The 21,296-nt window shown below is 70.5% G+C and carries 18 protein-coding genes; 9 read left to right on the plus strand and 9 right to left on the minus strand.

Annotation, left to right across the window (positions count from 1 at the left end; translation table 11 throughout):
• The first annotated feature begins 80 nt into the window (after window positions 1-80).
• Both LOY02_RS06225 and LOY02_RS06230 read left to right on the plus strand, forming a co-directional pair.
• On the plus strand, window positions 81-1,343 hold the full coding sequence (locus LOY02_RS06225; RefSeq protein ID WP_317181468.1) for an ATP-binding protein: 1,263 nt from the start codon (window positions 81-83) through the stop codon (window positions 1,341-1,343).
• 183 nt (window positions 1,344-1,526) lie between these two features.
• On the plus strand, window positions 1,527-2,081 hold the full coding sequence (locus LOY02_RS06230) for a dihydrofolate reductase family protein (RefSeq protein WP_317181469.1): 555 nt from the start codon (window positions 1,527-1,529) through the stop codon (window positions 2,079-2,081).
• An 83-nt stretch (window positions 2,082-2,164) separates the two neighbouring features.
• On the opposite strand, the gene LOY02_RS06235 is transcribed toward LOY02_RS06230, so the two are convergent.
• Together LOY02_RS06235 and LOY02_RS06240 are read right to left on the minus strand one after the other, a co-directional pair.
• Window positions 2,165-2,827 carry a response regulator transcription factor gene (locus LOY02_RS06235; protein ID WP_317181470.1) on the minus strand — a complete coding sequence of 221 codons (663 nt, stop codon included), beginning with the start codon at window positions 2,825-2,827 and terminating at the stop codon, window positions 2,165-2,167.
• On the minus strand, window positions 2,824-3,945 hold the full coding sequence (locus tag LOY02_RS06240; protein ID WP_317181471.1) for a sensor histidine kinase: 1,122 nt from the start codon (window positions 3,943-3,945) through the stop codon (window positions 2,824-2,826). The genes LOY02_RS06235 and LOY02_RS06240 overlap by 4 nt, the downstream gene beginning before the upstream one ends.
• A 190-nt stretch (window positions 3,946-4,135) precedes the next feature.
• Here LOY02_RS06240 and LOY02_RS06245 point away from each other — a divergent pair, with 190 nt between their 5' ends.
• Window positions 4,136-6,310, plus strand: coding sequence for an MMPL family transporter (locus LOY02_RS06245; RefSeq protein WP_317181486.1), 2,175 nt, complete (start codon window positions 4,136-4,138; stop codon window positions 6,308-6,310).
• Between the two features lie 99 nt (window positions 6,311-6,409).
• Here LOY02_RS06245 and LOY02_RS06250 read toward each other — a convergent pair whose 3' ends face one another.
• Window positions 6,410-6,706 (minus strand): winged helix-turn-helix domain-containing protein, encoded by a 297-nt coding sequence (locus LOY02_RS06250; RefSeq protein WP_317181472.1) that lies wholly within the window; start codon window positions 6,704-6,706, stop codon window positions 6,410-6,412.
• An 808-nt stretch (window positions 6,707-7,514) separates the two neighbouring features.
• Between LOY02_RS06250 and LOY02_RS06255 the strand changes: the two genes are divergently transcribed.
• Entirely contained in the window at window positions 7,515-11,831 is a 4,317-nt protein-coding gene (locus tag LOY02_RS06255) for a S8 family serine peptidase (RefSeq protein ID WP_317181473.1), read from the plus strand.
• A gap of 225 nt (window positions 11,832-12,056) precedes the next feature.
• On the opposite strand, the gene LOY02_RS06260 is transcribed toward LOY02_RS06255, so the two are convergent.
• The 4 genes from LOY02_RS06260 to LOY02_RS06275 form a co-directional block, all read right to left on the minus strand.
• A complete protein-coding gene (locus tag LOY02_RS06260; RefSeq protein WP_317181474.1) occupies window positions 12,057-13,832 on the minus strand; it encodes a lipase family protein in 1,776 nt (591 codons plus the stop codon).
• Window positions 13,833-13,910: 78 nt separating this feature from the next.
• Entirely contained in the window at window positions 13,911-14,513 is a 603-nt protein-coding gene (locus LOY02_RS06265) for a GNAT family N-acetyltransferase (RefSeq protein ID WP_317181475.1), read from the minus strand.
• A complete protein-coding gene (locus tag LOY02_RS06270; RefSeq protein WP_317181476.1) occupies window positions 14,510-14,659 on the minus strand; it encodes a hypothetical protein in 150 nt (49 codons plus the stop codon). The genes LOY02_RS06265 and LOY02_RS06270 overlap by 4 nt, the downstream gene beginning before the upstream one ends.
• A gap of 28 nt (window positions 14,660-14,687) precedes the next feature.
• Window positions 14,688-15,047, minus strand: coding sequence for a UBP-type zinc finger domain-containing protein (locus LOY02_RS06275; RefSeq protein ID WP_317181477.1), 360 nt, complete (start codon window positions 15,045-15,047; stop codon window positions 14,688-14,690).
• A 101-nt stretch (window positions 15,048-15,148) separates the two neighbouring features.
• Between LOY02_RS06275 and LOY02_RS06280 the strand changes: the two genes are divergently transcribed.
• The 3 genes from LOY02_RS06280 (at window position 15,149) to LOY02_RS06290 (ending at window position 18,251) form a co-directional block, all read left to right on the plus strand.
• Window positions 15,149-15,391: a hypothetical protein gene (locus tag LOY02_RS06280; RefSeq protein ID WP_317181478.1), complete on the plus strand. Its 243-nt coding sequence runs from the start codon at window positions 15,149-15,151 to the stop codon at window positions 15,389-15,391.
• A 90-nt stretch (window positions 15,392-15,481) separates the two neighbouring features.
• Window positions 15,482-17,011: an HD domain-containing phosphohydrolase gene (locus LOY02_RS06285; protein WP_317181479.1), complete on the plus strand. Its 1,530-nt coding sequence runs from the start codon at window positions 15,482-15,484 to the stop codon at window positions 17,009-17,011.
• Between the two features lie 43 nt (window positions 17,012-17,054).
• The gene (locus tag LOY02_RS06290) at window positions 17,055-18,251 is read left to right on the plus strand and encodes an MFS transporter (RefSeq protein WP_317181480.1); all 1,197 of its coding nucleotides are present in this window, start codon (window positions 17,055-17,057) and stop codon (window positions 18,249-18,251) included.
• Here LOY02_RS06290 and LOY02_RS06295 read toward each other — a convergent pair.
• Entirely contained in the window at window positions 18,232-18,774 is a 543-nt protein-coding gene (locus LOY02_RS06295) for a hypothetical protein (protein ID WP_317181481.1), read from the minus strand. The genes LOY02_RS06290 and LOY02_RS06295 overlap by 20 nt on opposite strands.
• Window positions 18,775-18,903: 129 nt before the next feature.
• Here LOY02_RS06295 and LOY02_RS06300 point away from each other — a divergent pair, with 129 nt between their 5' ends.
• Entirely contained in the window at window positions 18,904-19,476 is a 573-nt protein-coding gene (locus LOY02_RS06300; RefSeq protein WP_317181482.1) for an RNA polymerase sigma factor, read from the plus strand.
• Window position 19,477: 1 nt separating this feature from the next.
• A complete protein-coding gene (locus tag LOY02_RS06305) occupies window positions 19,478-20,302 on the plus strand; it encodes a hypothetical protein (RefSeq protein ID WP_317181483.1) in 825 nt (274 codons plus the stop codon).
• A 95-nt stretch (window positions 20,303-20,397) separates the two neighbouring features.
• Here the strand turns inward: LOY02_RS06305 and LOY02_RS06310 are convergent.
• The coding region (locus LOY02_RS06310; RefSeq protein WP_317181484.1) for a carboxyl transferase domain-containing protein at window positions 20,398-21,296 on the minus strand (899 nt) is incomplete at its 5' end.

The raw sequence follows: 21,296 nt of genomic DNA on the forward strand, positions 1-21,296 counted from the left end.
GTGTGCCGCCCGCCGACGACACGATCGGCGTGTCTGCCGATGTCTCAGGTTTTCTCTAGACGTCCGTATAGCCTCCGATCGTGGACCCCATCACGAACCCGTATGCACCGGGTGCGGGGCAGCGCCCGCCCGAGCTGGCCGGGCGCGACGAACAGCTGCGAACCTTCGACGTCGTCCTCGAGCGCATCGCACGCGGGCGCTCGGAGCGCTCGATCGTCCTCACCGGACTGCGGGGGGTCGGCAAGACGGTCCTGCTCAACGCGCTGCGGTCATCGGCCGTCCGGGCCGACTGGGGCACGGGGAAGCTCGAGGCACGCCCCGACCAGAGGCTGCGACGACCACTGGCCGCTGCTGCCCACCAGGCAGTCCGCGAGCTCGGCCACCCGCGCGGGGTCGAGGTCGACCACGTCCTCGGCATCATCAAGTCCTTCGCGCTCCGCGACGCCCCCAGCGGCGCCAAGCTGCGGGACAGGTGGCAGCCGGGCATCGACGTGCCGGCGGTCGCCGGGCGCGCCGACTCGGGCGACATCGAGATCGACCTCGTCGAGCTCTTCACCGACATCGGCGGCCTCGCGGCCGACCTCGGCAAGGGGGTTGCCTTCTTCGTCGACGAGATGCAGGACCTCGGCCCTGAGGACGTCTCGGCCGTCTGCGCTGCCTGCCACGAGATATCGCAGTCGGGTCTGCCCGTCATCGTCGTCGGGGCCGGCCTGCCTCATCTGCCCGCCGTCCTGTCGGCGTCGAAGTCCTACTCCGAGCGGCTCTTCCGCTACCAACGCATCGACCGGCTCCCGCGAGACGCCGCCGACCGTGCCCTCGTGGGGCCCGCCGCCGAGGAAGGGTGCGAGTTCACCACCGAGGCCCTCGAGGCGATGTATGCGGTGACCGCCGGCTACCCCTACTTCATCCAGGCCTACGGCAAGGTGGTCTGGGACGTCGCCCCCACCTCTCCGATCTCCGCGGAGGACATCCGCGTCGCCGCACCGGAGGCCGAGTCCGAGCTCGCCGTCGGCTTCTTCGGGTCCCGCTTCGAGCGCGCCACCCCGGCCGAGCGAGAGTACCTGCGTGCGATGGCCGATGCCGCCCTCGTCCGGTCCAACGGGACCCAGCACGACGACCAGGGGCGGGATGGGCTGGAAGCCAGCCCAGCGGCATACGGCATCGACGACGAGCTGGATGCCGTGGCCACCTCGTCGGTCGCCGACCTGCTGGGGCGCAAGCCCCAGTCCCTCTCCCCGGCAAGGGATTCCCTGATCAAGAAGGGGCTCATCTATTCCGGCGAGCGCGGGCAGATCGCCTTCACGGTGCCACACTTCGGGCGCTACCTTCGCACCCACGGCTGACCGACGGGGCACAGCCGAGCCGACCACCTGCACCCTGGAACCCGGGCACGATGGTCGTTCGTGAACGCAGATCCACCCGGGGATGACCGTTCTGCTGGGAAAGCCGTCCGCCGGGCGCGGGCACCTCCACCTACCGTGAAGGGATACCGGTGAGAAGCGACGACAGGAAGAACTGAGGTATTCATGCGAGACGTCATCCTGTACATGTCGATGTCGCTGGACGGGTTCGTCGGCAGCGACCGCGAGCACCCCGGCATCGCCGTCCGCGAAGACCCTGAGCTGAGGCAGTGGAAGCTCGCCCGGGTCAGCCGGGCCGGCGCGCACCTCATGGGTCGCGTCACCTATCAGGAGATGTCCTCGTACTGGCCACACTCGGGCGACGCGTATGCCGCGCCGATGAACGACATTCCAAAGGTCGTGTTCTCGAAGACGCTCAGTGACGCCGAGGCGACGTGGCCCGAGACCAGGGTCGCGCGGGGTGACCTCACGGACGAGATCGCTGCCATCAAGGCCGAGCCCGGCCCTGATGTGATCGTCTGGGGTGGTGGCCGGTTGGCCGGCGCGCTCGCCGCGGCAGACCTGATCGACGAGTACCGCCTGCTGATCCAACCGTTGGTCCTCGGTGCCGGACAGGCTCTGTTCGACCAGCTGCCGGGCTCCCGGCACCTGGACCTCGTCGAGGCCACCCCGTTCGCCAGCGGCATCGTCGTCCACACCTACCGACCCCAGAACACCTGAGGTGCGAAACCCCGAGGGGGTGTGCTGAGCCGGTCAGCCCGCGGGGTGGATCGCACGGTGGTGAGGATCCCGGCTGGACGTCCTCAGTCGGCTGTCGGATCGACGAGGCCGGCTCGGTGCGCAAGCACGACGAGCTGGGCCCGGTCTCGGGCGCCGAGCTTGGTGAGCAGACGGCTGACATAGGTCCGGGCAGTCTCGGGGCTGAGATAGAGGGCCCTGCCGATCTCCTCGTTGGTCAGCCCGAGCCCGACGTGCGTGAGGATGTCCAGCTCTCGCTCGGTGAGCCCGGCGATCTCCTCCTCCCTGCTCTTGCGGGTCGGCAGCCGTGCGATGCGGTTCATCATCTGCCGCAGCACCCCCGGGGCCATCTCTGCCTGACCGTTTGCCGCATTGCGAACGGCCCGCCGGAGGTTGTCGGCGTCGATGTCCTTCAACAGATAGCCGTTGGCGCCGGCTGCGATGGCCTCGACCACGTCGTCGTCGGCGTCGAAGGTCGTGAGGACCAGCACAGGCGTCGCGGCGAGCAGGGGATCGGCGCGGATCGCTCGAATGGCCTCGTGGCCGGTCATCGTCGGCATCTGGAGATCCATGAGGAAGACCGACGGTCGCAGCTCGCGGCCCAGCCTCAGCGCCTCGCGCCCGTTACCGGCCTCGCCCACGACCTCGATGTCCTCGGCTCCCTCGAGGATCGCCCGGAGGCCGTCGCGGAGGAGCTGCTGGTCGTCGACGACGAGCACCCTGATCATGCGGTGTCCTCCACGGGAATCGTTGCGTGGACCAGCCACCCATCGGCGCGCGCCTCGAGTCTGAGATGGCCGCCGAGGTCGGCGACCCGCTCCTGCATCCCACTGAGTCCGTGACCCGGGGTCAGCTCGGGTACGGACGCGTCCACTCCGTCGTCACGGACGTTCACCTCGATGCGACCCGGGACCGGTTGGCGGACGTGGACCTCGAGGCGGTTGCCGTTCGAGTGCTTCATCGCATTGGTGATGCCCTCCTGCACGAGGCGGAAGACGGCAGCATCGACGTCTGGGGGCAGCGTGAGGTCGTCCGCCTCGACGCGCACCTCGTAGCCGGCGGCCCCTGCGGCTCTCGCGAGGCTCGGCAGATCCTGGACGCCGGGCGTGGCGGCCTCGCCGGCCCCGTCGCGAAGCACGCGAACGGTGCGCCGCAGGTGCGTCAGCGCGTCCGAGATCGCTGTCCGCACCATGGTCATGGACTCGTCTCGTCGGGTGGAGCTGGTGCCAGTCTCCCGGGCGATCTCGGTGTGCAGGGCCGCCAGGGTGAGGGCATGACCGATGGAGTCGTGCAGGTCCCTGGCGAGGGAGAGCCGGTCGTCCCGGCTCCGGGCATCCGCGTCCATGGTCCGCTGCCGACTGAGCAGTCGGGTGACCTGGTCCGTCCGGCGTCGCAGCTGGCGTGTGGTGCGCACGCTGTGGCCGAGGGCGATGACCGCAGCAATGAGCAGGACGTGTGTCGAGAGCTCATAGCCGAGCACGAAGGCGAGGCTCTGCCGCTCCGCGATGCGGTAGGTGGTCGCGAGGGCAAGAGTCCCGACGCCCGTGACCACCGCGGCGCGCGTGTGGCCCATCTCCGCCGCGGAGTAGAGCGCGGCGGCGATCGGCACCGCCACCCCCATCGGCGGAAAGCCCGCGGCGTAGTACGAGAAGAAGCCCACAGCCGTGAGGAGCAGGACCAGCCGGGCGTGGCGCCGCCGGACGAGCATCAGCAGCCCCAGTCCGACAGCCCACAGATACGCCAGGGGGTTGACCGGCCCGGGGTGCCCTTGGTCCGAGGACACGATGACTGCCAGGACGACCATCACCCCGGCGCACAGCAGCAGGTCGACGCGTCTGGCGCTCATTCCTGAGCCTCCACACCGTCGATGGTAGGACGGCACCCTGCCAACCAGGGATCGCTTTTGAGCGACAACGTGGTCCTCAGCGATCGCCCCAGAGCGACCCGCCTCTCGCCTCCAAGGGCCTGTCACGGGGGGACGACGGTTCTAGCGTCCTGAGTCTGCCCTGGTGCGCTCGTGTGAGGAGAAGGACGTGATGGAACGCCTGGCCCTGGCGTGTCAACGCCTCAGGTATGTCGTCGTGATCGGCTGGCTGGCCGTGGTCGTCGGGCTGTCGATCCTGTCGAGCGCATTCGGGGGGGACGTCAGCGACGACTACGCCCTGCCCGGATCCGAGAGCCATCGCGCGGCTGAGCTCCTGGACGAGGCGGGTTTCGACTTCCGGGCGGGCACTCAGGCGCAGCTCGTCTTCCGCGTCGCCCCGGGCGCGGACACTCCGGCGTTCCGGGAACAGGTCGACTCCCTGACGGACCGCGTCGGCGAGGCGATCCCGGAGGCCCGCGTCGTCAGCCCCTTTGCCCCTGAAGGCAGCCGACAGGTCTCCCCGGACGGGACGATCGCCTATGTGGCGGTCGAGCTGCCCACCCTGCCGGCCGAAGACCTCGCCGACGTGCAGGAGAGCCTGGCGGAGATCCGGGCGAGCCAGGACACACCCGCTTTCGAAATCGGCGGTGTGATGGTCGACCAGGATGCCGAGTCCGGGCCACCGAGCGAGATGATCGGCATCCTCGCGGCCATGGTCATCCTCCTGTTCGCCTTCGGGTCCGTGATCGCGATGGGGTTGCCCATCCTCGTCGGGATCATCGGGGCGGCCAGTGGCGTCGCGGTGGTCGGCATCGGAGCTCGCTGGGTCGAGATGCCCAGCTTCGCCGCACCGGTCGCGGCCATGATCGCGATCGGTGTCGGCATCGACTACGCGCTGCTCGTGGTGACGAGGTACCGGGAGTCCCTCCAGTCCGGAGCCGAGCCGACCGAGGCCATCGTCAAGGCCCAGACCACGGCTGGGCGGTCGGTCCTCTTCGCCGGGGTCACCGTCGTCATCGCGTCCCTGGGACTGGTGCTCATGGACCTCAAGCTCATCACTGGCGTGGCACTCGGCATCGCAGGCGCCGTGCTCATCACCATGCTCGCCGCCGTCACCCTCCTCCCCGCGATGCTGGCTTTCGCCGGCAGGCGCATCGACAGGCTCTCCGTGCACCGGCGGTCGAAGCCAGCCGACGCCGACGGCGGCCTGGCGCGCAGGTGGAGCCGGCAGGTGCAACGGCACCCCTGGCCCTGGGCCGCCGTCGCCACCCTGCTCCTCGTGCTCATGAGCCTGCCTGCACTGGACATGCGGCTCGGCTTCTCGGACGCAGGCACCAGGCCAGAGGGCGACACCGCGCGTGAGGCCTACGACCTCATGTCGGAGGGCTTCGGGCCCGGATCCAGCGGACCTCTCGTCGTCGTCGCGAGGGTGCCGAGCGGGCAGGGCGAGCAGGCGCTCGCGCGGCTGTCGCAGGACCTGGGGGAGACCGAGGGCGTGGCCCAGGTGAGTCCGCCCGTCCTGAGTGAGCGGGGCGACATCGGCATCATGCAGGTCATTCCGACCACCGGCCCTCGTGACGCAGCCACGACGGACCTCGTCCATCGGCTTCGCGACGACGTCGTCCCGGCGGCTGACGCCAACGGCTCGCTCGAGGTCGTCATCGGCGGGACGACGGCTGCCGCGGTCGACTTCGCCGACTACACGGCCGATCGCCTCCCCCTCTTCCTGGCCGTCGTCCTGGGCCTGGCCATGCTCCTGCTCCTGGCGGTGTTCCGGGGGGTCCCGGTCGCCCTCAAGGCCGTGGTCGTCAACCTGCTGTCCATCGGAGCGGCCTTCGGTGCCACCGTCGCGGTGTTCCAGTGGGGCTGGGGCGTGGACCTCCTCGGTCTGGGAGCAAGCGCCCCGATCGAGGCCTGGGCGCCGATGATGCTCATCGCCATCGTGTTCGGCCTGTCGATGGACTATGAGGTGTTCCTCCTGTCCCGGATCAAGGAGGAGTACGAGCACTCCCGGGACAACGCGTCGGCCGTTGCCGAGGGCCTTGCCCGCACGGCACGCGTCATCACGGCGGCGGCGGCGATCATGGTGTGCGTCTTCGGGAGCTTCGTGCTCGGCTCCAGCCGCGAGTTGCAGCTGTTCGGTTTCGGGCTGGCCTTCGCAGTCCTCGTGGACGCGACCGTCGTGCGCATGGTGCTCGTCCCGTCGGTCATGGAGATCCTCGGTGATCGCAACTGGTGGCTGCCGGGATGGCTCGACCGCGTCCTGCCCCGCTTCGAGATCGAGAGTGTCAGCCGTCAGGGCAAGGCGAGCGAACGCCGAGAGCAGGGGACGCCGGTGGCTCCCTGAAGGAGGAGCGCTGCGTGTCGGAGCAGTCGCTCCGCCGCGGGAAACCTGCTCCGGCTGTGCTGCGATCCACGGGGCCGACGGCCGGCGCCGAATGGTGACTCAGGGAGCCGCGGCGAGGACGCGCAGTCGGTACCCGACCCCGTGAACCGACCGGACCTCGCAGCCTGCGCCGGAGCCCAGTCGTTTGCGGAGCCGCTTGACCGTGGAGGTGAGCCGCTCGCGGTCCCCGACGTAGTCACTGCCCCAGACCTGACTGGTCAACGTGGCGAAGGACCACACCCGGCCGAGGTCCGAGGCGAGCAGGGACAGCAGATCGAACTCTCGCGCCGACAAGTGAACAGGCTTTCCCTTCAGGGCGACCTCACGAGCGGCGATGTCGATCCTCAGTGAGCCCACGCTCAGGGACCTCGGACGTGGCCGATGCTGTCCTTGGCTGCGCTGTCCCACCAGGACCTCGGATGAGACGGCAGGGTAGGACGCACGCGGTAAGGAGGTCCACGGCGTGACCACCCCGACCGGGAGCCCTCCGACAGAATCCCCTCCGACCGAATCCCCTCCGACAGAATCCCCTCCGACCGAACCCTCTCCCTCCGAACCCCCTCCTCCCGGGTCCCGACCGACCGGGTTACCTCCGACCGGGGTGGTCTCAGCCTGGCCCGCTCCGCCCGGGGCCACCGTCGGACACGGTGACAGCAGCCGTCCGTTGGCCGGCTCGAGGAGGGCCCGGGCCGCCTCGATGTCGACGGCTGCGATCACTGCGGCCCTGTCACGCAACAGACGAGCCACGCTCGCCACCTCGTTGAGCGACAGGCCGACGCACAGCACCAGTCCTGCACCGCCTGGGTTGTTCAGCATGCCGATTCCCCTCTCGACCGCATACGCCCACAACCCTGCCTACTGATCGTCGTCACAGCGTGTCCAGAGGCCGCGATCGTTTTTGACCCTTTCCTGACCATTTCCTGCCCAAAGACTGCCCTTGGACTGTCCTTGTGAGCGTTTGCACCGGATTGCGAGCGTGAGGGGGTCCCCCATTCACCCCACCAACCCACCACACCGGGGGACCCCTCTGTCCGACCGGAACGGCCGGGCACTTCATGACGGAGGATCGATGAGAGCAACTCCAGCCAGAAGCCCAGGACGGCTGACCGTAGCCGTCCTGGGAGCTGTAGCCACCCTTCTCACCGCCGCAGGCCTCGGGGCACCCATGGCCCAGGCGGCAGAACCCGACCCCACCACGAAGTTCACAGCAGCCGCCGAGCAGGAGCTCGCGACGCACAAGACGGCCGACTTCTGGGTGCGCATGGCGGACAAGGCAGACCTCAGTGCCGCCAGCGCGATCAAGGACTGGAACAAGCGGGGCGAGGCCGTCTACGACACCCTGCGGAAGACGGCGCAGAACTCCCAGACGAAGGTCGTCGCGCAGCTGTCGGCGGCAAGTGCCGACTTCACCCCCTACTGGATCACGAACGCGGTCCTCGTCCGCGGTGGTGACCTCGACCTGGCGAAGTCGCTCGCTGCGAACGCCGAGGTCAAGGAGATCCGTGAGACCACGGTCTTCGAGCTGATCAAGCCGGTCGAGCAGAAGCCCGACACGAACCGGAACGCCCCCACCGCCGTGGAGTGGGGCATCAGCGCCATCAACGCCGACGACGTCTGGGCACAGGGGATCACCGGACAGGGCATCACCGTCGCGAACATCGACACCGGAGTGGACCTGAACCACCCGGCACTGCGCCCCACCTACCGTGGCCTGCTGCCCGGCGGCGGCGTCGACAACAACTACAACTTCTACGACACCACCGGCAACTGCAACGCCGCGGCGGACCCGTGTGACGACAACGGCCACGGGACTCACACGATGGGCACCATGATCGGCGCCGACGGAGCCAACGAGATCGGTGTCGCCCCGGACGCCAAGTGGATCGCGGCCAACGGCTGCGACACCTGCGCGGACGCGGACCTCATCGAGTCCGGTCAGTGGATGCTCGCCCCGACGATGACGGATGGCAGCAACCCGGACACCTCGAAGCGGCCGAACATCATCAACAACTCGTGGGGTTCACGGACCCCCTCGACCGCGCCCTTCATGGAAGACATCATCGAGGCCTGGGACGCCGCAGGCATCTGGAGCCAGTGGTCCAACGGCAACAGCGGACCGAGCTGCCAGTCGAGCGGTTCTCCCGGATCCCGGACAATCACCTACTCGGCCGGCGCCTTCGACCAGTCCGGCGCGATCGCCGACTTCTCGGCGCGCGGCCCGGGCCAGGACGGCACGATCAAGCCGAACATCGCCGCGCCGGGAGTGAGCGTCCGCTCGTCGCTGCCCGGTGGTGGCTACGGCTTCGGGAGCGGCACGTCGATGTCCTCGCCGCACGTTGCGGGAGCCGTCGCTCTGCTCTGGAGCGCGGCACCCTCCCTCGTCGGTGACATGGCTGCGACACGGGCCCTCCTCAACGAGACCGCGATCGACACCAGCGACCTGACCTGCGGTGGGACCCCGGAGAACAACAACGTCTGGGGCGAGGGGAAGCTGGACGCGCAGGCCCTGATTGCCGCCGCCCCGGTAGGTGACGTCGGCCGGCTCGCCGGCACCGTCACCGCCGACGGCGCACCGGTGGCCGGGGCCCGGGTCGACATCACCGGCCCGACGACTCGCTCGCTCACGACGTCCGAGGACGGCACGTTCGACGTCGCCGTCACGGCCGGCGACTACTCGCTGACGGTCAACGCGTTCGGCTACCTCGAGGCGACCCAGACCGCGACGGTCACGGCCGGTGCGACGACGACGGTTCCCGTCGCTCTCTCGCCCGCGCCGCGGCACACCGTCTCGGGGACCGTGACCCTGGAGGCCACCGGTGCGCCGGTGGAAGGCGCCACGGTCACCATCGCCACGCAGCTGCCCTCAGCCACCACCGGAGCCGACGGAACCTTCTCCATCGCTGACGTTCCCGAGGGCCGCTACATCCTCAACGTCGACGCGGGAGGCTGTGCTGCTCCGCACTCCGGCGAGCTCGTGGTCGACGGGGACGAGACCGTCACTGTCGTCCTCGAGGGGCGCGCCGACGGTTACGGCTACACGTGCGTCGTCGGGACGGACGGCTACCTGCAGGGCACGACGGAGACGACGCTCACCGGCGACGACGCGACCCTGGCCGTGGACCTGCCGTGGGAGTTCCCCTTCTACGGTGAGTCCTACTCCACCGCCTACCTGTCGACGAACGGTCATCTCAACTTCCTGGCACGGGTGTCGGCGTTCTCGAACGCCAGCATCCCGCGCACGGCGGCGCCGAACGCGGCGATCTACCCGTTCTGGGATGACCTCCGGGTCGACGACGCCTCCGGTGTGTACACCGGGACGACGACGGTCAACGGCGTGGATGCGTTCGTCGTCGAGTGGCGCAACGTGCGGCTCTTCTCCGACGCGGATGCGAGGACGAACTTCTCCGTGGCGCTCCTGCGCAACGGCCGGGTTCTCCTCGGCTACGGCGATCAGACCGAGGGCAAGCCACTGCTGACGGGCACGTCGGCGACCGTGGGTATCGAGAACGCCGACGGCACCATCGCCTGGCAGTACTCGTTCAACACGGCCGCGGTCACGCCGGGCATGGCGATCACCTTCGCCCCGCCTCCGTCCGGCGTCCTCAGCGGCACGGTGACCGACTACAACGACCAACTGCCGATCGCCGGGGCCAAGGTGACCATCCAGCCGTCGTCGGGTGACCCGATCACCGTGACGACGGACGCCGACGGGACCTACAGCAGGGTTCTCTTCCTCGACACCTACCAGGTCGAGGTGTCGGCGACGAACTACGTCTCCGAGAGCACCGAGGTCGTCTTCGACGAGGACGGCGACACAGCGACGTTCAGTCCGGCGCTCAGGACGGGCATCGCCGAGATCACGGCCGAGCCCAGCTACGACTGGGGTGTGCTCGGCGCGGGAGACACGAGGGAGGCGACCTTCACGGTGACCAACACCGGATCGGCACCGCTCGAGTTCTCCGTCGCGGAGTCGGGCCGCAGGACCACGACCGCGGTGACGCGTCCGGCCGCGCTCAGCGGCGCGGCGGTCAAGTCCGCCACGGCGGAGGACCGCGACGCCATGTCGGCCAAGGGCCTCTACTCCCGCAGCCAGGTGGCAGCGCAGAAGTCCTTGGCAGTGCCGTCGGCAGACGGCGACGTCATCGCGTCGTGGCCGACGGGTCTCACGATCCCGTGGGGCGTCGGCTACGACGGCGACGTCTGGATCTCGGACCCGGACTCCGTGACGAACAACCGCTTCACCACCGACGGTTCGCTGCAGGCCACGTACAGCGGTGCCTGGGGCGGCGTGTGGAACGGCGACATGGCGCTCGACACCCGGACGGGTGACATCTGCCAGGTCAACGTCGGCGGCGACAACGCCATCGTCTGCTTCGACCCGGCCACCGGGACCGAGACCGATCGCATCTCGGGCTCGCCGTGGAACGGGATCTCGCAGCGAGGGCTGGCCTACAACGCGGCCGATGACGTCTTCTACATCGGCGGTTGGAACGAGGGCATCCTCTACACCGTCGCGGGGACGACGCACCCGACCCCGGGCCAGACCCTCGCCACGTGTGAGCCGGCAGAGCCGGGGATCGCGGGGCTGGCCTACAACGGGACGTCGGACACCGTCTGGATGGTGCCCAGCGTGCAGAGCACGGTCTTCTACCAGCTCTCCCCGGAGGACTGCTCGACCCTGAAGACCGTGGCCTACCCGACCGCCGACGAGTTCCCGGGCTCCGGCCTGGAGGTCGACGAGGCGGGCAACCTCTGGACGGCCAACCAGGTCGACGGTCGCGCCTACCTCGTCGACGTCGGCGACCCGCAGGACACGGACGTGCCGTGGCTCTCGGTGGACCCGACGACGGCAACGATCGGGGTCGGCGAGACGGAGACGTTCACCATCACGGTCGACGCGTCCCTGGGTGAGCCCGGGGTGTGGCAGGCCGCGATGCGTCTCAACACCGGAGCCGGTCGGGTCCGCACGGTGAGCGTGCCGATGTCCCTCGTGATCTCCGCCTACCAGGTGGGAGTCAATGCGGGCGGTGAGGCGCTCGACGCCACCGACCTGTTCAGGTGGCAGGCGGACCAGGCGCACGCCGACGGCTCGTGGGGCTATGTCGGGACCGGCACCAAGTCCGAGACGACGAAGAAGGCGATCGCCGGCACGCCGGACCCGTCGCTCTTCCAGTCGCGCCGGGTCGGCGGGGTCACGTACCAGTTCGATGACGCCCCTGCCGGCACCTACCAGATCGAGCTGGGCTTCTCGGAGTGGACCAACACGAAGGCAGGCAAGCGTGTCTTCGACGTCAAGGTGAACGGTGCCTACGCCATCGTCGGCAAGGACATCATCACCGAAGTGCCGATCCTCACGGCCGATCTCGACACGGTTGTCGTCGAGCACGGCGGTGGCGACCTCACGATCGAGCTGGCTCCGCGCAAGGCGATGGACAGCCCGATCATCAACACCCTCAAGGTGCAGGAGCGCGCTGACCTCTGACGCGAGTTCCGCTGCACTGGTCGGCCGTCGCCGGGTCCCCCCGGCGGCGGCCGACCGCTGTCGCGGGGTGACCCAGTCCGTATGCCGCTGAGCTCCTTCGTGGGCGACGAGCCCTCCCATCCCTCCCGACGTTCCCGACGCCAGCGCCAGCGACGCCCAGGAGCCGTGCTCCGACGGGGAGGCACCGTTTCCGACCCGGCCCCCCGGACCACTCGGCGAGGGGCCTCAGCGGCACGTGCCGCTGGCCTCCACCCCATCAAAGCGCGCCTCGGTCCATGCGAGCAGGTCGGCAACGGCGGGCGAGTCGTCGTGCATGAGGGCCACGTGGTCGCGCCCCTCGTAGGTTCGGTAGTCGACGTCCGTCCCCGCTGCGCACCGACCCGTGACATAGGCCTGCTGCGAGGCGGGGGTGATCAGCGTGTCGGCGGTCCCCTGGGCGATCAGCAGGGGAGCGGTGATCGGCCCCGTCGGGGAGTTCTCGGCCAACCTGTTCGCGAAGGGCCTGGTGGTCGGCTCACGATTCCAGACCGGTTGGTCGAGCAGCAGGGCGGTGGCGACAGAGACGAGCACGCCGCGCTCGGACAGGCACCGGGCCGCCATCTCCCGGACGATGACCTGAGCACCCGGCCGGACGTAGTCGGCGTAGGCCACGTCGGCGTAGGCATCGGTGTAGGCCTGCACGACGTAGGCGCCGAAGAGGCTGCCGACCCGGATGCTGCCGACGACGCCGACGAGTGCCCCGAGGTTGCTCGCCGGCGCGAGGGCCGCGACGCCTGAGATCTCCAGCTCGGGGGCGTAGGACGGTGCGAGCATGCCGGCCCAGAGGGCCGCATGTCCTCCCTGCGAGTGACCCCACACCACGGTCGAGTCGGTGAGTCGCAGCTCCTCGATCTGATGGGCGGCCCGGATCGAGTCCAGCACGGACCGTCCCTCGCCCTGGCCGATGAGGTAAGGGTGTGACCCCTCGGTGCCGAGGCCGACGTAGTCGGTGGCGACCAACGTCCAACCCTCGGCGATGACGGCGTCGAGGCTGAAGAGCGCCCCCACCTCGAAGGGGTGCTCGAGGACCGAGGGCGCACAGCCGGTGTCCCACCCCGTTGTTCCGTGCGCCCAGGCCACCACGGGGGTGCGACCGCCCGCTGCGGTGGGTGACACCACGATCGCGCTTGCCACCGCAGGTGTGCCCTCGTCGCGCGTCGTCGAGTAGAGGATTCGCCAACCCCTGCCTCCGGCAGGGACGTCGCGCTCGAACGGCTCCGTGCGAAGCAGCTGTCCCGGGGCGGCCGGGACGGGGTCGCGCCAGGCGTAGAAGCCGTCGGCCTGAGGCGAACTGCGCTGGACGAGCAGACTCAGTCCCGCGAGCACGACGGCGCCAACCGCTGCGGTGACGCCGCGGGACAGCTGCCACCCTCGTCCCGGGCGTTGCCTCCACCGAGCCGGAGTCCGTGGAAGCCGGGTGCGCGTCCGCGCCCCTGCGGAACCCGTCCCCGCGAGCCGGGCTCCAGCCAGGGCCAGCCGGACTCCGAACGCGATCGCGACGACGAGCACTGCGACGTCAGGCCAGGAGAGGGCGAGGACGCCGAGGACGATCTGGGCGACTCCGCCCCCCACGGTGCCCCACCGCGCGGTTCCTGCGGCCCTGGCACCCTCGACGAGATCCCCCAGGCCCTCCAGGACCAAGGCCACTGAGACGACGGTCGTGAGCACACGCAAGCCAGGGCCGGGCCAGGCGAGCAGCGCTAGCCCCAGTGCGAGCTGCCCCACCCCAGGCACCAGCCTGACCCACCCGTGGCCAGTGCGCAGCGGGGTGGAGAGGTCGACCAGACCGGACACGACCAGCGCGACGACGAGGACGATGACGAGGACGGCCAGCGAGCGGAAGGGCTGCAGGGCGAGCAGGATCCCGATGAGTACGCCCCCGACTCCGATAACCATGGCGACCCAGCGCGGCAGCACGCGGTCAGCACGTCGGGCCCCAACGACCCCGCGAGCCCCGCCCATGCCCGCACTGTAGACCTGCCGCCGCCGCGACCCGGCCATGTCCTCGATGCCACCGAGGTTCCCGGTGTGGCTCCGCGCTCAGAAGTCGATGCGCAGGACCGCGCGGCGTTGAGTCGGCCGGCCGACCTCCGTGAGTCCGGCGGCAACGAAGACCCCGACGGTGCCGACGTGCAGCTCCTCGTCGATGACGTTCGTCGTCGTCATCGGATAGGCCTCGAGGGCACGCGCACCGCTTTCGCGCGCGAAGCCCACAGCTGCGCCGGCGAGGGCGCGGCTGATCCCACGGCGCCGATAGCCGGCTCGGACGAAGAGGCATGTCACGGCCCAGATACCGGGGTCGGTTCGGTCCTCGGCGCGTCCCTTCCACGGCACCTTCTGGTTCCGGACGAGTCCCTCGTACTCGGCCCTTGGGGCGACCGCGCACCATCCCACGGCACTCCCGTCGAGCAGTGCGACCAGACCGCTCGTCGTGCCCGATCCGGCGTGGCCGCAGTCGGTCTGCTCACGCAGCCGCTGCGCACGCTCCTCGACGGCGAAGCCCGCGAAGTACTCTCCGGGCCGCAGGCGGTAGCGCTGGCAGAGGCAGCGCGAACCCTGGCCTCGCGTGCCGAAGATCGAAAGCAGGTCGGCGCACGTCACCTCATTGGCCGGGACGACCACCAACGGCGGTGTGGGCGTCACGGGCGCCACGGTCGCCCCCACTGGTGGGCGAAGGACTCGTCCGATGCGACGGGGGCCTGCAGCCACGGCAGCAGGAGCCCGAGGGCCGCGACACCCAGCAGCACCCAGGGCAGCCAGGCTGGAGAGCGCGGCAGACGAAGGACCACCGTGGCAGTGTAGTGAGGATGGGGGCCGTCAGTGGATGAGCTGGCGCCAGTTCGCAGGGACGCGGTCGCGTGGCGCCGGGGACCCCTGCTCCACGGGGCGACTCGTCGGCGGTGCCAGCTGCTGACCCTGGACGAAGTCCTTGGTCCGGTAGTCGTAGAACCAGTCCTCGCCGGGCTCGAAGCTACAGATGATGGGATGCCCGGTCGCGCGGTGGTGCGCCGTTGCGTGCTGCGCGGGGGAGGTGTCACAGCAGCCGACGTGCCCGCAGGCGGTGCACCGCCGCAGGTGGACCCACCAACCCCCGTCGGCGAGGCACTCCACGCAGCCCGGCCCGGTGGGTGGAACCGTCGGGTCGATGTCGGGAAGCTCCCCCGCATTGTCGGCCATGGCGGCAGCCTACGACTCCGGGCGTGACGTGCCCGACGACCGCACGCCGATGCTCGTGGCTACGCTGGAGGGGTCGTGTCGATCCCTGAACGGAGTTGCCGATGGATGCTGAGTTCCGCGACGGGCCCGAGCCGGTGGCGCCGGGCTTCTGGATGACCGTCGTCGGCTCGATCGTCGCCGTGCTCGCGCCACTCGCTGGGTTCCTCGGAGGCAGCAGCACCGGCGCCTTCTCGCGCGAGAACGCCTTGGGAGTCTGGCTCATCGTCGGACTGGTCATCGGCGGGCTGGGTGTCCTCCTGGCCTTCGTCGGTGGACAGCGCTGGTGGCGGTCGACGCATCACTGACCTCCGCGGTGCGGCCGTCGGCCCTGCTCTCGGCCGCTCCCGGCCCGGCCGGCGCTGGCGTCCAACCGTCGCGAGTGGAACCGTTGAGTCGTGTTCCGACTCCTCGGCCTGCTCGGCGGGCTCTCCGGTGTCATGGACCTCGGCTCGGGCGCCGGGCCGGACGAGTCCCTGAAGCGCTGCGTCGTCGGAGCCCGGCTGGCGCGCGTCGTGGGGGTCTCCGACCGCGAGGTGCAGGACGTGATGTACACCGCCCTGCTCGAGCACCTCGGCTGCACGGCGGTGTCCCACGAGGCGGGCCGCCTCTTCGGTGACGACATCTCCGTCATCCGCTACAGCTTCCTTGCGGACCCGGCGCGGCTCACCGATGCGGTCCGGACCTTTGTGCCGGGCGTCGCCGCAGCCTCGGGGCGGAGCAGGGCAGCCACCCTGCTCACGGCTCTGAGGACCGTGCGCGACACCGCGGGCATGGAGGCGACCTGTGACGTCGGTGAGCTGACTGCTCGGCGTCTCGGTCTCGGGGGCCCGGTGGCCGAGTCCCTCGGCCAGATGACGGCGCTGTGGAATGGCTCGGGCTATCCGCGACATCGCGGAGGGGAGATCCCACTCCCGCTGCGCGTCGCGCACGTCGCGAGCGTGGCCGTCCTCTTCGCCGGCCACGCGGGAGGGTCCGCGGCGGTGGAGGCCATTGCCGCACGGAGCGGCACCTGGCTCGACCCAGAGCTCGCGTCGGCCTTCACGCCTGACCTGCTCGACGGGGTCGACGACGGTGACGCGCTCGAGCTCGCTCTCGCGCTGGAGCCGGACCCGGTCCGTCTCGTCGACGACGGCGACCTCCCCGAGGTCGCCGCGACCTTCGGCGACCTGGTGGACCTGAAGAGCCCATGGTTGCAGGGCCATTCGCGTGGAGTCGCGGATCTTGCAGGCTCTGCGGCGACCCTCCTCGGCCTCCGGGAGGCAGACCGCGTGCGCATCGCCGGGCACGTGCACGACATCGGGAGGGCAGGGGTCTCGAGCAGGATCTGGGCCAAGCCCGGACCCTTGACCGCCATGGAGCGCGACCAGGCCAGGCTCCACCCCTACTACACGGAGCGGGTCCTGTCCCGGGTGCCCGGCCTCGAGGACGTCGCCAGGCTCGCGGGCCAGCACCACGAGCGGTGCGACGGTAGCGGCTACCACCGCGGCGTGCGCGGGGCTGACCTGCCGCTCGCGTCGCGGGTGCTCGCGGCGGCCGACCGCTACCGCTGTGACGTCGAGGGTGGCCCGCACCGGAAGCCGCTGGAGGCCGCCCACGCCGCCGGCCGGCTGGCCGGCGCCGCACGGGCGGGAGGGCTCGACCCCGACGCCGTGGACGCGGTGCTCCGGGCGGCGGGCGAGGGCGGAGCCCGGCGAACCACGGGCGCGGCCGGGCTCACCGACCGTCAGCTCGAGGTGCTGCGGCTCGTCACCGCCGGCCTCTCGAACCGCGAGATCGGGGCCCGGCTCGGGATCTCGCCACGCACTGCGGAGCACCACGTGCACGACGCCTACGAGCGCATCGGGGTGCGTTCCCGGGCGGCCGCCGCGCTCTTCGTCATGCAGCACGGACTGGCCGAGCCGTCGACCCAGCTCCCGCCTGCGTAGTCCTACCCATGTCGCGGCGGCCACGCTCCGCCACGCTCGTCGCATGACCACGACGACCACGACCGCATCCCGGGCCACCGAGCGACTCTTCACCCGGGCCTTCGTCCTGCTCACCATCGCCGAGCTTGCCTACTTCACCGCTGACGGCGTCGCGATCTACGTGCTACCGCTCTACGTGACCGGCCCGATCGGGTCGGACGCCGCGGGGGCAGGAGTCGCGTTCGGGGCCTTCGCCGTCTCGGCGCTCTTCCTCCGGCCGGTCGCCGGGCGCTACGCGGACGCGTGGGGGCGCCGCCCCGTCCTGCTCGCCGGTGCCGCCATCGCGGGGCTGGGACTCGTCCTCACGCCGTATGCCGCTGGGCTGGGTGGCGTCATCGCTCTCCGCCTCGTGCTCGGGGTGGCCGAGGCCGCCTTCATGGTGGCTTCCTTCGCCGCGGTGGCGGACCTCGCACCACCGAGCCGTCTCGGAGAGGCGATCAGCTACAACTCGCTCGGTCTCTACCTCGGCCTCGTGATCGGCCCGCTTCTCGGCGAGGTCCTCGTCCGAGTCGGTGACTTCCGCGCCGCGTGGTTCGGCGCGGCCGGTCTTGCCGTGGTAGCGGCACTCCTCGTCGGCGGGATCGGCGAGACCCGCCCTGCCGCCCCCGTCCCCACCGGTCCTGCGGGGTGGGTTCACTGGGCCTCGGTGCCGATCTGTCTCGCCTTCCTCGCATCGGTCGTGGCCATGGCATCTCTCCTCGCCTTCGGGCCACTGCATGCGACCGACCTGGGTCTGCGCCACGCCAGCCTTCCGATCGTCGCCTACGGTGCCGTCGTCGTCGTGGGGCGCGTCGTGTTCGCCCGGGCTGTGGACCGCCTCCCACCCCTGGCTCTCGGGGCGGGCGCCCTCGCCGCGTTGGCGCTCGGCGCGACGATCATCGCCTCCTGGCCCACCCCTCAGGGGCTCGTCGTCGGCGCCGTGGTGATGGGTGCCGGGATGGCCTTCAGCACGCCGGCGTTCTTCGCGGCGATCTTCGCACGGACGGATCCCGCCGAGCGCGGCATGGCATCGGGCACCGCGAGTGCGTTCATCGACCTCGGCGTCGCCGCCGGGCCCATCGCTCTGGGCTTCGGGGCGGCCTCGCGTGGTATCCCGTTCGCGTTCGCCCTCACTGCGGTCGCGGCCCTCGCGGGCTTCCTCTGGGCCCTGTGGCTGGCGCGACCCTCGCTCGCGCCGGTGGTCAGCTCACGAGCAGGATGACACCCGCGATGACGGCGATGACGACGACGAGCCCGAGCGCGAAGAGGGCTGCAGCCAGGCCGATCCGCTGCTCTCGTCCCATGCCCTCCGACCAGCCGAGCGGCTGCGCCGCCTCACGGATCAGCGCGCGACCCTCACCGGCACGGAAGGTGTAGTCGACGACGGCCCCGATCTCACCGGAGGCAGGGTCGGCACCCCATTGCTTCTCCCGGGAGAACTCGAGGACGCGGCCCTTCTGGACCGACTTCTCGGCGTGCAGGGAGGGACGCGCCGAGGGACCGACACCCGCGTCCCAGCGCACCTCGTTCGCGACGTCGGTGATGACCATCCGGCGGCGGCCCTCGTCGAGCCGGACTTCGTGGGTGAAGACCCGCTTGACGGCGTTCTTGCGCAGGAGGGTCCACCACTTCGCGTCGACGATGTCGATGGTGAGGTCGAAGCCGTAGGGACGCTCCTGCACGACGTAGGGCGTTCCCTCAGCGGCGGCGCGGACCCGATCGATGAGCTCGGGCGATGTCGTCATGGGTCCTCCAGGTCGGCGGGCACTCGGCGGACAGCGTCCCCGACCCTACCGAACGCCGGCTGCCCCTTCGACCCGGTTTGTCCCTCCCACATCTGGCGCGAGCGCGCCGATCCGGCCAGACTGTTCCGCGTGATCGGCGCAGACTTCGACCGGGTCCTCGCTGACGCACAGGCTGGTGACGAGCACGCCTTCGCGCGACTCTGGCGCGACCTGAACCCCGCTCTGCTGCGTTACCTGAGCCTCGGCGGCGAGCTCGCCGAGGAGGTGGCAGCCGAGACGTGGACCACGGTCGTGCGCGGTCTGAAACGCTTCACGGGTGACGAGACCGCATGGCGTGCCTGGGTCTTCACGACTGCTCGACGCCGCGCCATCGACGCGGGACGCAAGCGCGCCCGTGAGGCCGGCCTCGGGTGGCGGGCGAGCACCTGGGTGTCGGAGACGGCACCGGACAGTGCCGATGTCGTCGTGGAGGCGGCCTCGACCGAGGACGCCCTGCGCCTCGTCCGGCGCCTGCCGTCGTCCCAGGCCGAGGTCGTCCTCCTGCGCGTCGTCGCCGGCCTGCCCGTCGCCGAGGTGGCGGAGCTGCTCGGCCGAAGTCCCGGCGCCGTCCGGGTGGCCTGCCATCGCGGCCTCGAGAACCTTGCTCGAATTCTGTCCAGGCACGACGTAACGCAGAGCGACCTCCGGTCGCTTCGGGGGTGACATGAGTAACGAAACGTGGGGCCTCGACGACGGGGCAGGGCCGCAGACCGATGCGCGGCATGACGAGGACCTGCTCGCGGACGTCGCGGCCAATCCCGAGCTCGCGCGGGTCGCCTTCCTCCTCACGGCCCGGCCGAGCGAGCGGGAGCTCGCCGGCCTCGACGGGGCCCTGACGGCCTTCCGTGCTCATGTCTCCGCTCCCCAACCGAAACGACGGAGACCCTCCATGATCTCAACGCTTGCCGGCGCGAAGCTCGGCGCGACCATCGCGGGAATCGCCGTGGGCCTCGGTGGCGCCGCCACCGTCGCCTACGTCTCGGCCAACACGCCCGCAACGCCGGACACCCGAGCGACCGCTCCGGCGTCCGCCACGCATGCTGCAGCCGCCGGCTCGGACCATGCTGCCGGGGCTGCCGCGGACGCGAAGGACAAGAAGGACAAGGGCACGCCTGTCGGGCCGGACGCGACCGGTTCGGCTGCACACGGCCTGTGCACCGCGTGGCAGGGCGTGGCCGGCAACGGCAAGGCCATGGACTCGGTCGCCTTCCAGAACCTCGTCGACGCAGCCGGCGGTGAGGACGAGGTCGAGGCCTTCTGCGCCGACGTCGACGCTCCGGGCAAGTCCGAGGACCGTGCGACGGGCAAGCCGGAGACGGCGCCCACCGGCAAGCCTGACACCCTGCCCACGGGCAAGCCCGAGACGGTCCCGACCGGGAAGCCGTCCGACGCCCCGACCAACCGTCCCGACACCACCCCCACGGCTCCGGACGCCAAGCCGGACACGGTTCCGACCGCCTCTCCCTCCCACCCGACCGGGCGGTCGTGACGGCGCGGTTCCCCAGACCGCGCCACCCCCCAACCCAGCCGTATGCCGCCGAGCCAGCTCAGCGGCATACGGCTGGGTCATGCTGGGGGGCCGCATCAGCCCGCCAGGCCCGCCTCCAGCGCGGAGATGATCCGCGGCCGCAGGTCAGCCGCGCTGATGACCTCGTCGACCGAGCCGACCTGGACGGCGCGGTGGATGCTGTGCACGGCGTCGAACTCGGCCGCCACCTGTCCGAGCTTCTCGGCCCGGACCGTGGCGCGCACCTCGGCCAGCTCGGTGGCGAGCTGGGCGCGCTCCACGCCCTCAGCGGCGTCGACCCGACCTTCGAGCTCGACCACCCGCTCGTCGGCGGCTGTCCGCGCCTCGACGTCCCGGGAGAAGACCACGGCGGCGGCCGGTGCGCCGCCGATGACTGAAGCGAAGGATCCCTCCACGGCGAGGACCGTCATATGTGGGTTGAGCGCCTTGGAGAAGACGACGAAGGCGCCACCGTGGTACCGCGAGACGACGGTGAAGACGATCGGTCCGTCGAAGTTGACGATGGCGCGGCCGATCTCTGCGCCGTACTCGAGCTGCAGGCTGCGCATCGACTCCGGTGACCCGTCGAAGCCCGACAGGTTCGCCAGGATCACGACGGGACGATTGCCGCTCGCGGCGTTGAGTGCCCGGGCCACCTTCTTCGACGAGCGGGGAAAGAGAGTGCCGGCGGTGTACGTGTCCGGCCCGTCGGTGGGCGGGAAGCCGCGCCGGGGCACCGACTTCGACTCGATGCCGATGAGGCAGACCGGGATCCCGCCGAGGTGCGCATCCTGGACGACGGCCGTCTCGGCGTCGGCCATGCCGGCCCACCGCTCCAGCGTCGCGTGGTCCTGGTCGGCGAGGGCCCTCATGAGGGTGCGGATGTCGAAGGGCTTCTTGCGGTCCGGGTTCTTCTCGCTGGAGAAGATGTCGCCGACCGTCGCGAACTCCGAGTCCGGCAACGCGTGCGGGAACG

This window comes from Intrasporangium sp., assembly GCF_032907665.1.
Taxonomy (GTDB): domain Bacteria; phylum Actinomycetota; class Actinomycetes; order Actinomycetales; family Dermatophilaceae; genus Intrasporangium.

Bases quoted from the DNA above. Each gene is read 5' to 3' on its own strand.
- LOY02_RS06260 (WP_317181474.1), bottom strand. From the start codon at position 13,832: ATGGGCGGGGCTCGCGGGGTCGTTGGGGCCCGACGTGCTGACCGCGTG.
- LOY02_RS06230 (WP_317181469.1), top strand. From the start codon at position 1,527: ATGCGAGACGTCATCCTGTACATGTCGATGTCGCTGGACGGGTTCGTC.
- LOY02_RS06235 (WP_317181470.1), bottom strand. From the start codon at position 2,827: ATGATCAGGGTGCTCGTCGTCGACGACCAGCAGCTCCTCCGCGACGGC.
- LOY02_RS06275 (WP_317181477.1), bottom strand. From the start codon at position 15,047: ATGGCCGACAATGCGGGGGAGCTTCCCGACATCGACCCGACGGTTCCA.
- LOY02_RS06240 (WP_317181471.1), bottom strand. From the start codon at position 3,945: ATGAGCGCCAGACGCGTCGACCTGCTGCTGTGCGCCGGGGTGATGGTC.
- LOY02_RS06245 (WP_317181486.1), top strand. From the start codon at position 4,136: ATGGAACGCCTGGCCCTGGCGTGTCAACGCCTCAGGTATGTCGTCGTG.
- LOY02_RS06305 (WP_317181483.1), top strand. From the start codon at position 19,478: ATGAGTAACGAAACGTGGGGCCTCGACGACGGGGCAGGGCCGCAGACC.
- LOY02_RS06280 (WP_317181478.1), top strand. From the start codon at position 15,149: ATGGATGCTGAGTTCCGCGACGGGCCCGAGCCGGTGGCGCCGGGCTTC.
- LOY02_RS06290 (WP_317181480.1), top strand. From the start codon at position 17,055: ATGACCACGACGACCACGACCGCATCCCGGGCCACCGAGCGACTCTTC.
- LOY02_RS06295 (WP_317181481.1), bottom strand. From the start codon at position 18,774: ATGACGACATCGCCCGAGCTCATCGATCGGGTCCGCGCCGCCGCTGAG.
- LOY02_RS06255 (WP_317181473.1), top strand. From the start codon at position 7,515: ATGGCCCAGGCGGCAGAACCCGACCCCACCACGAAGTTCACAGCAGCC.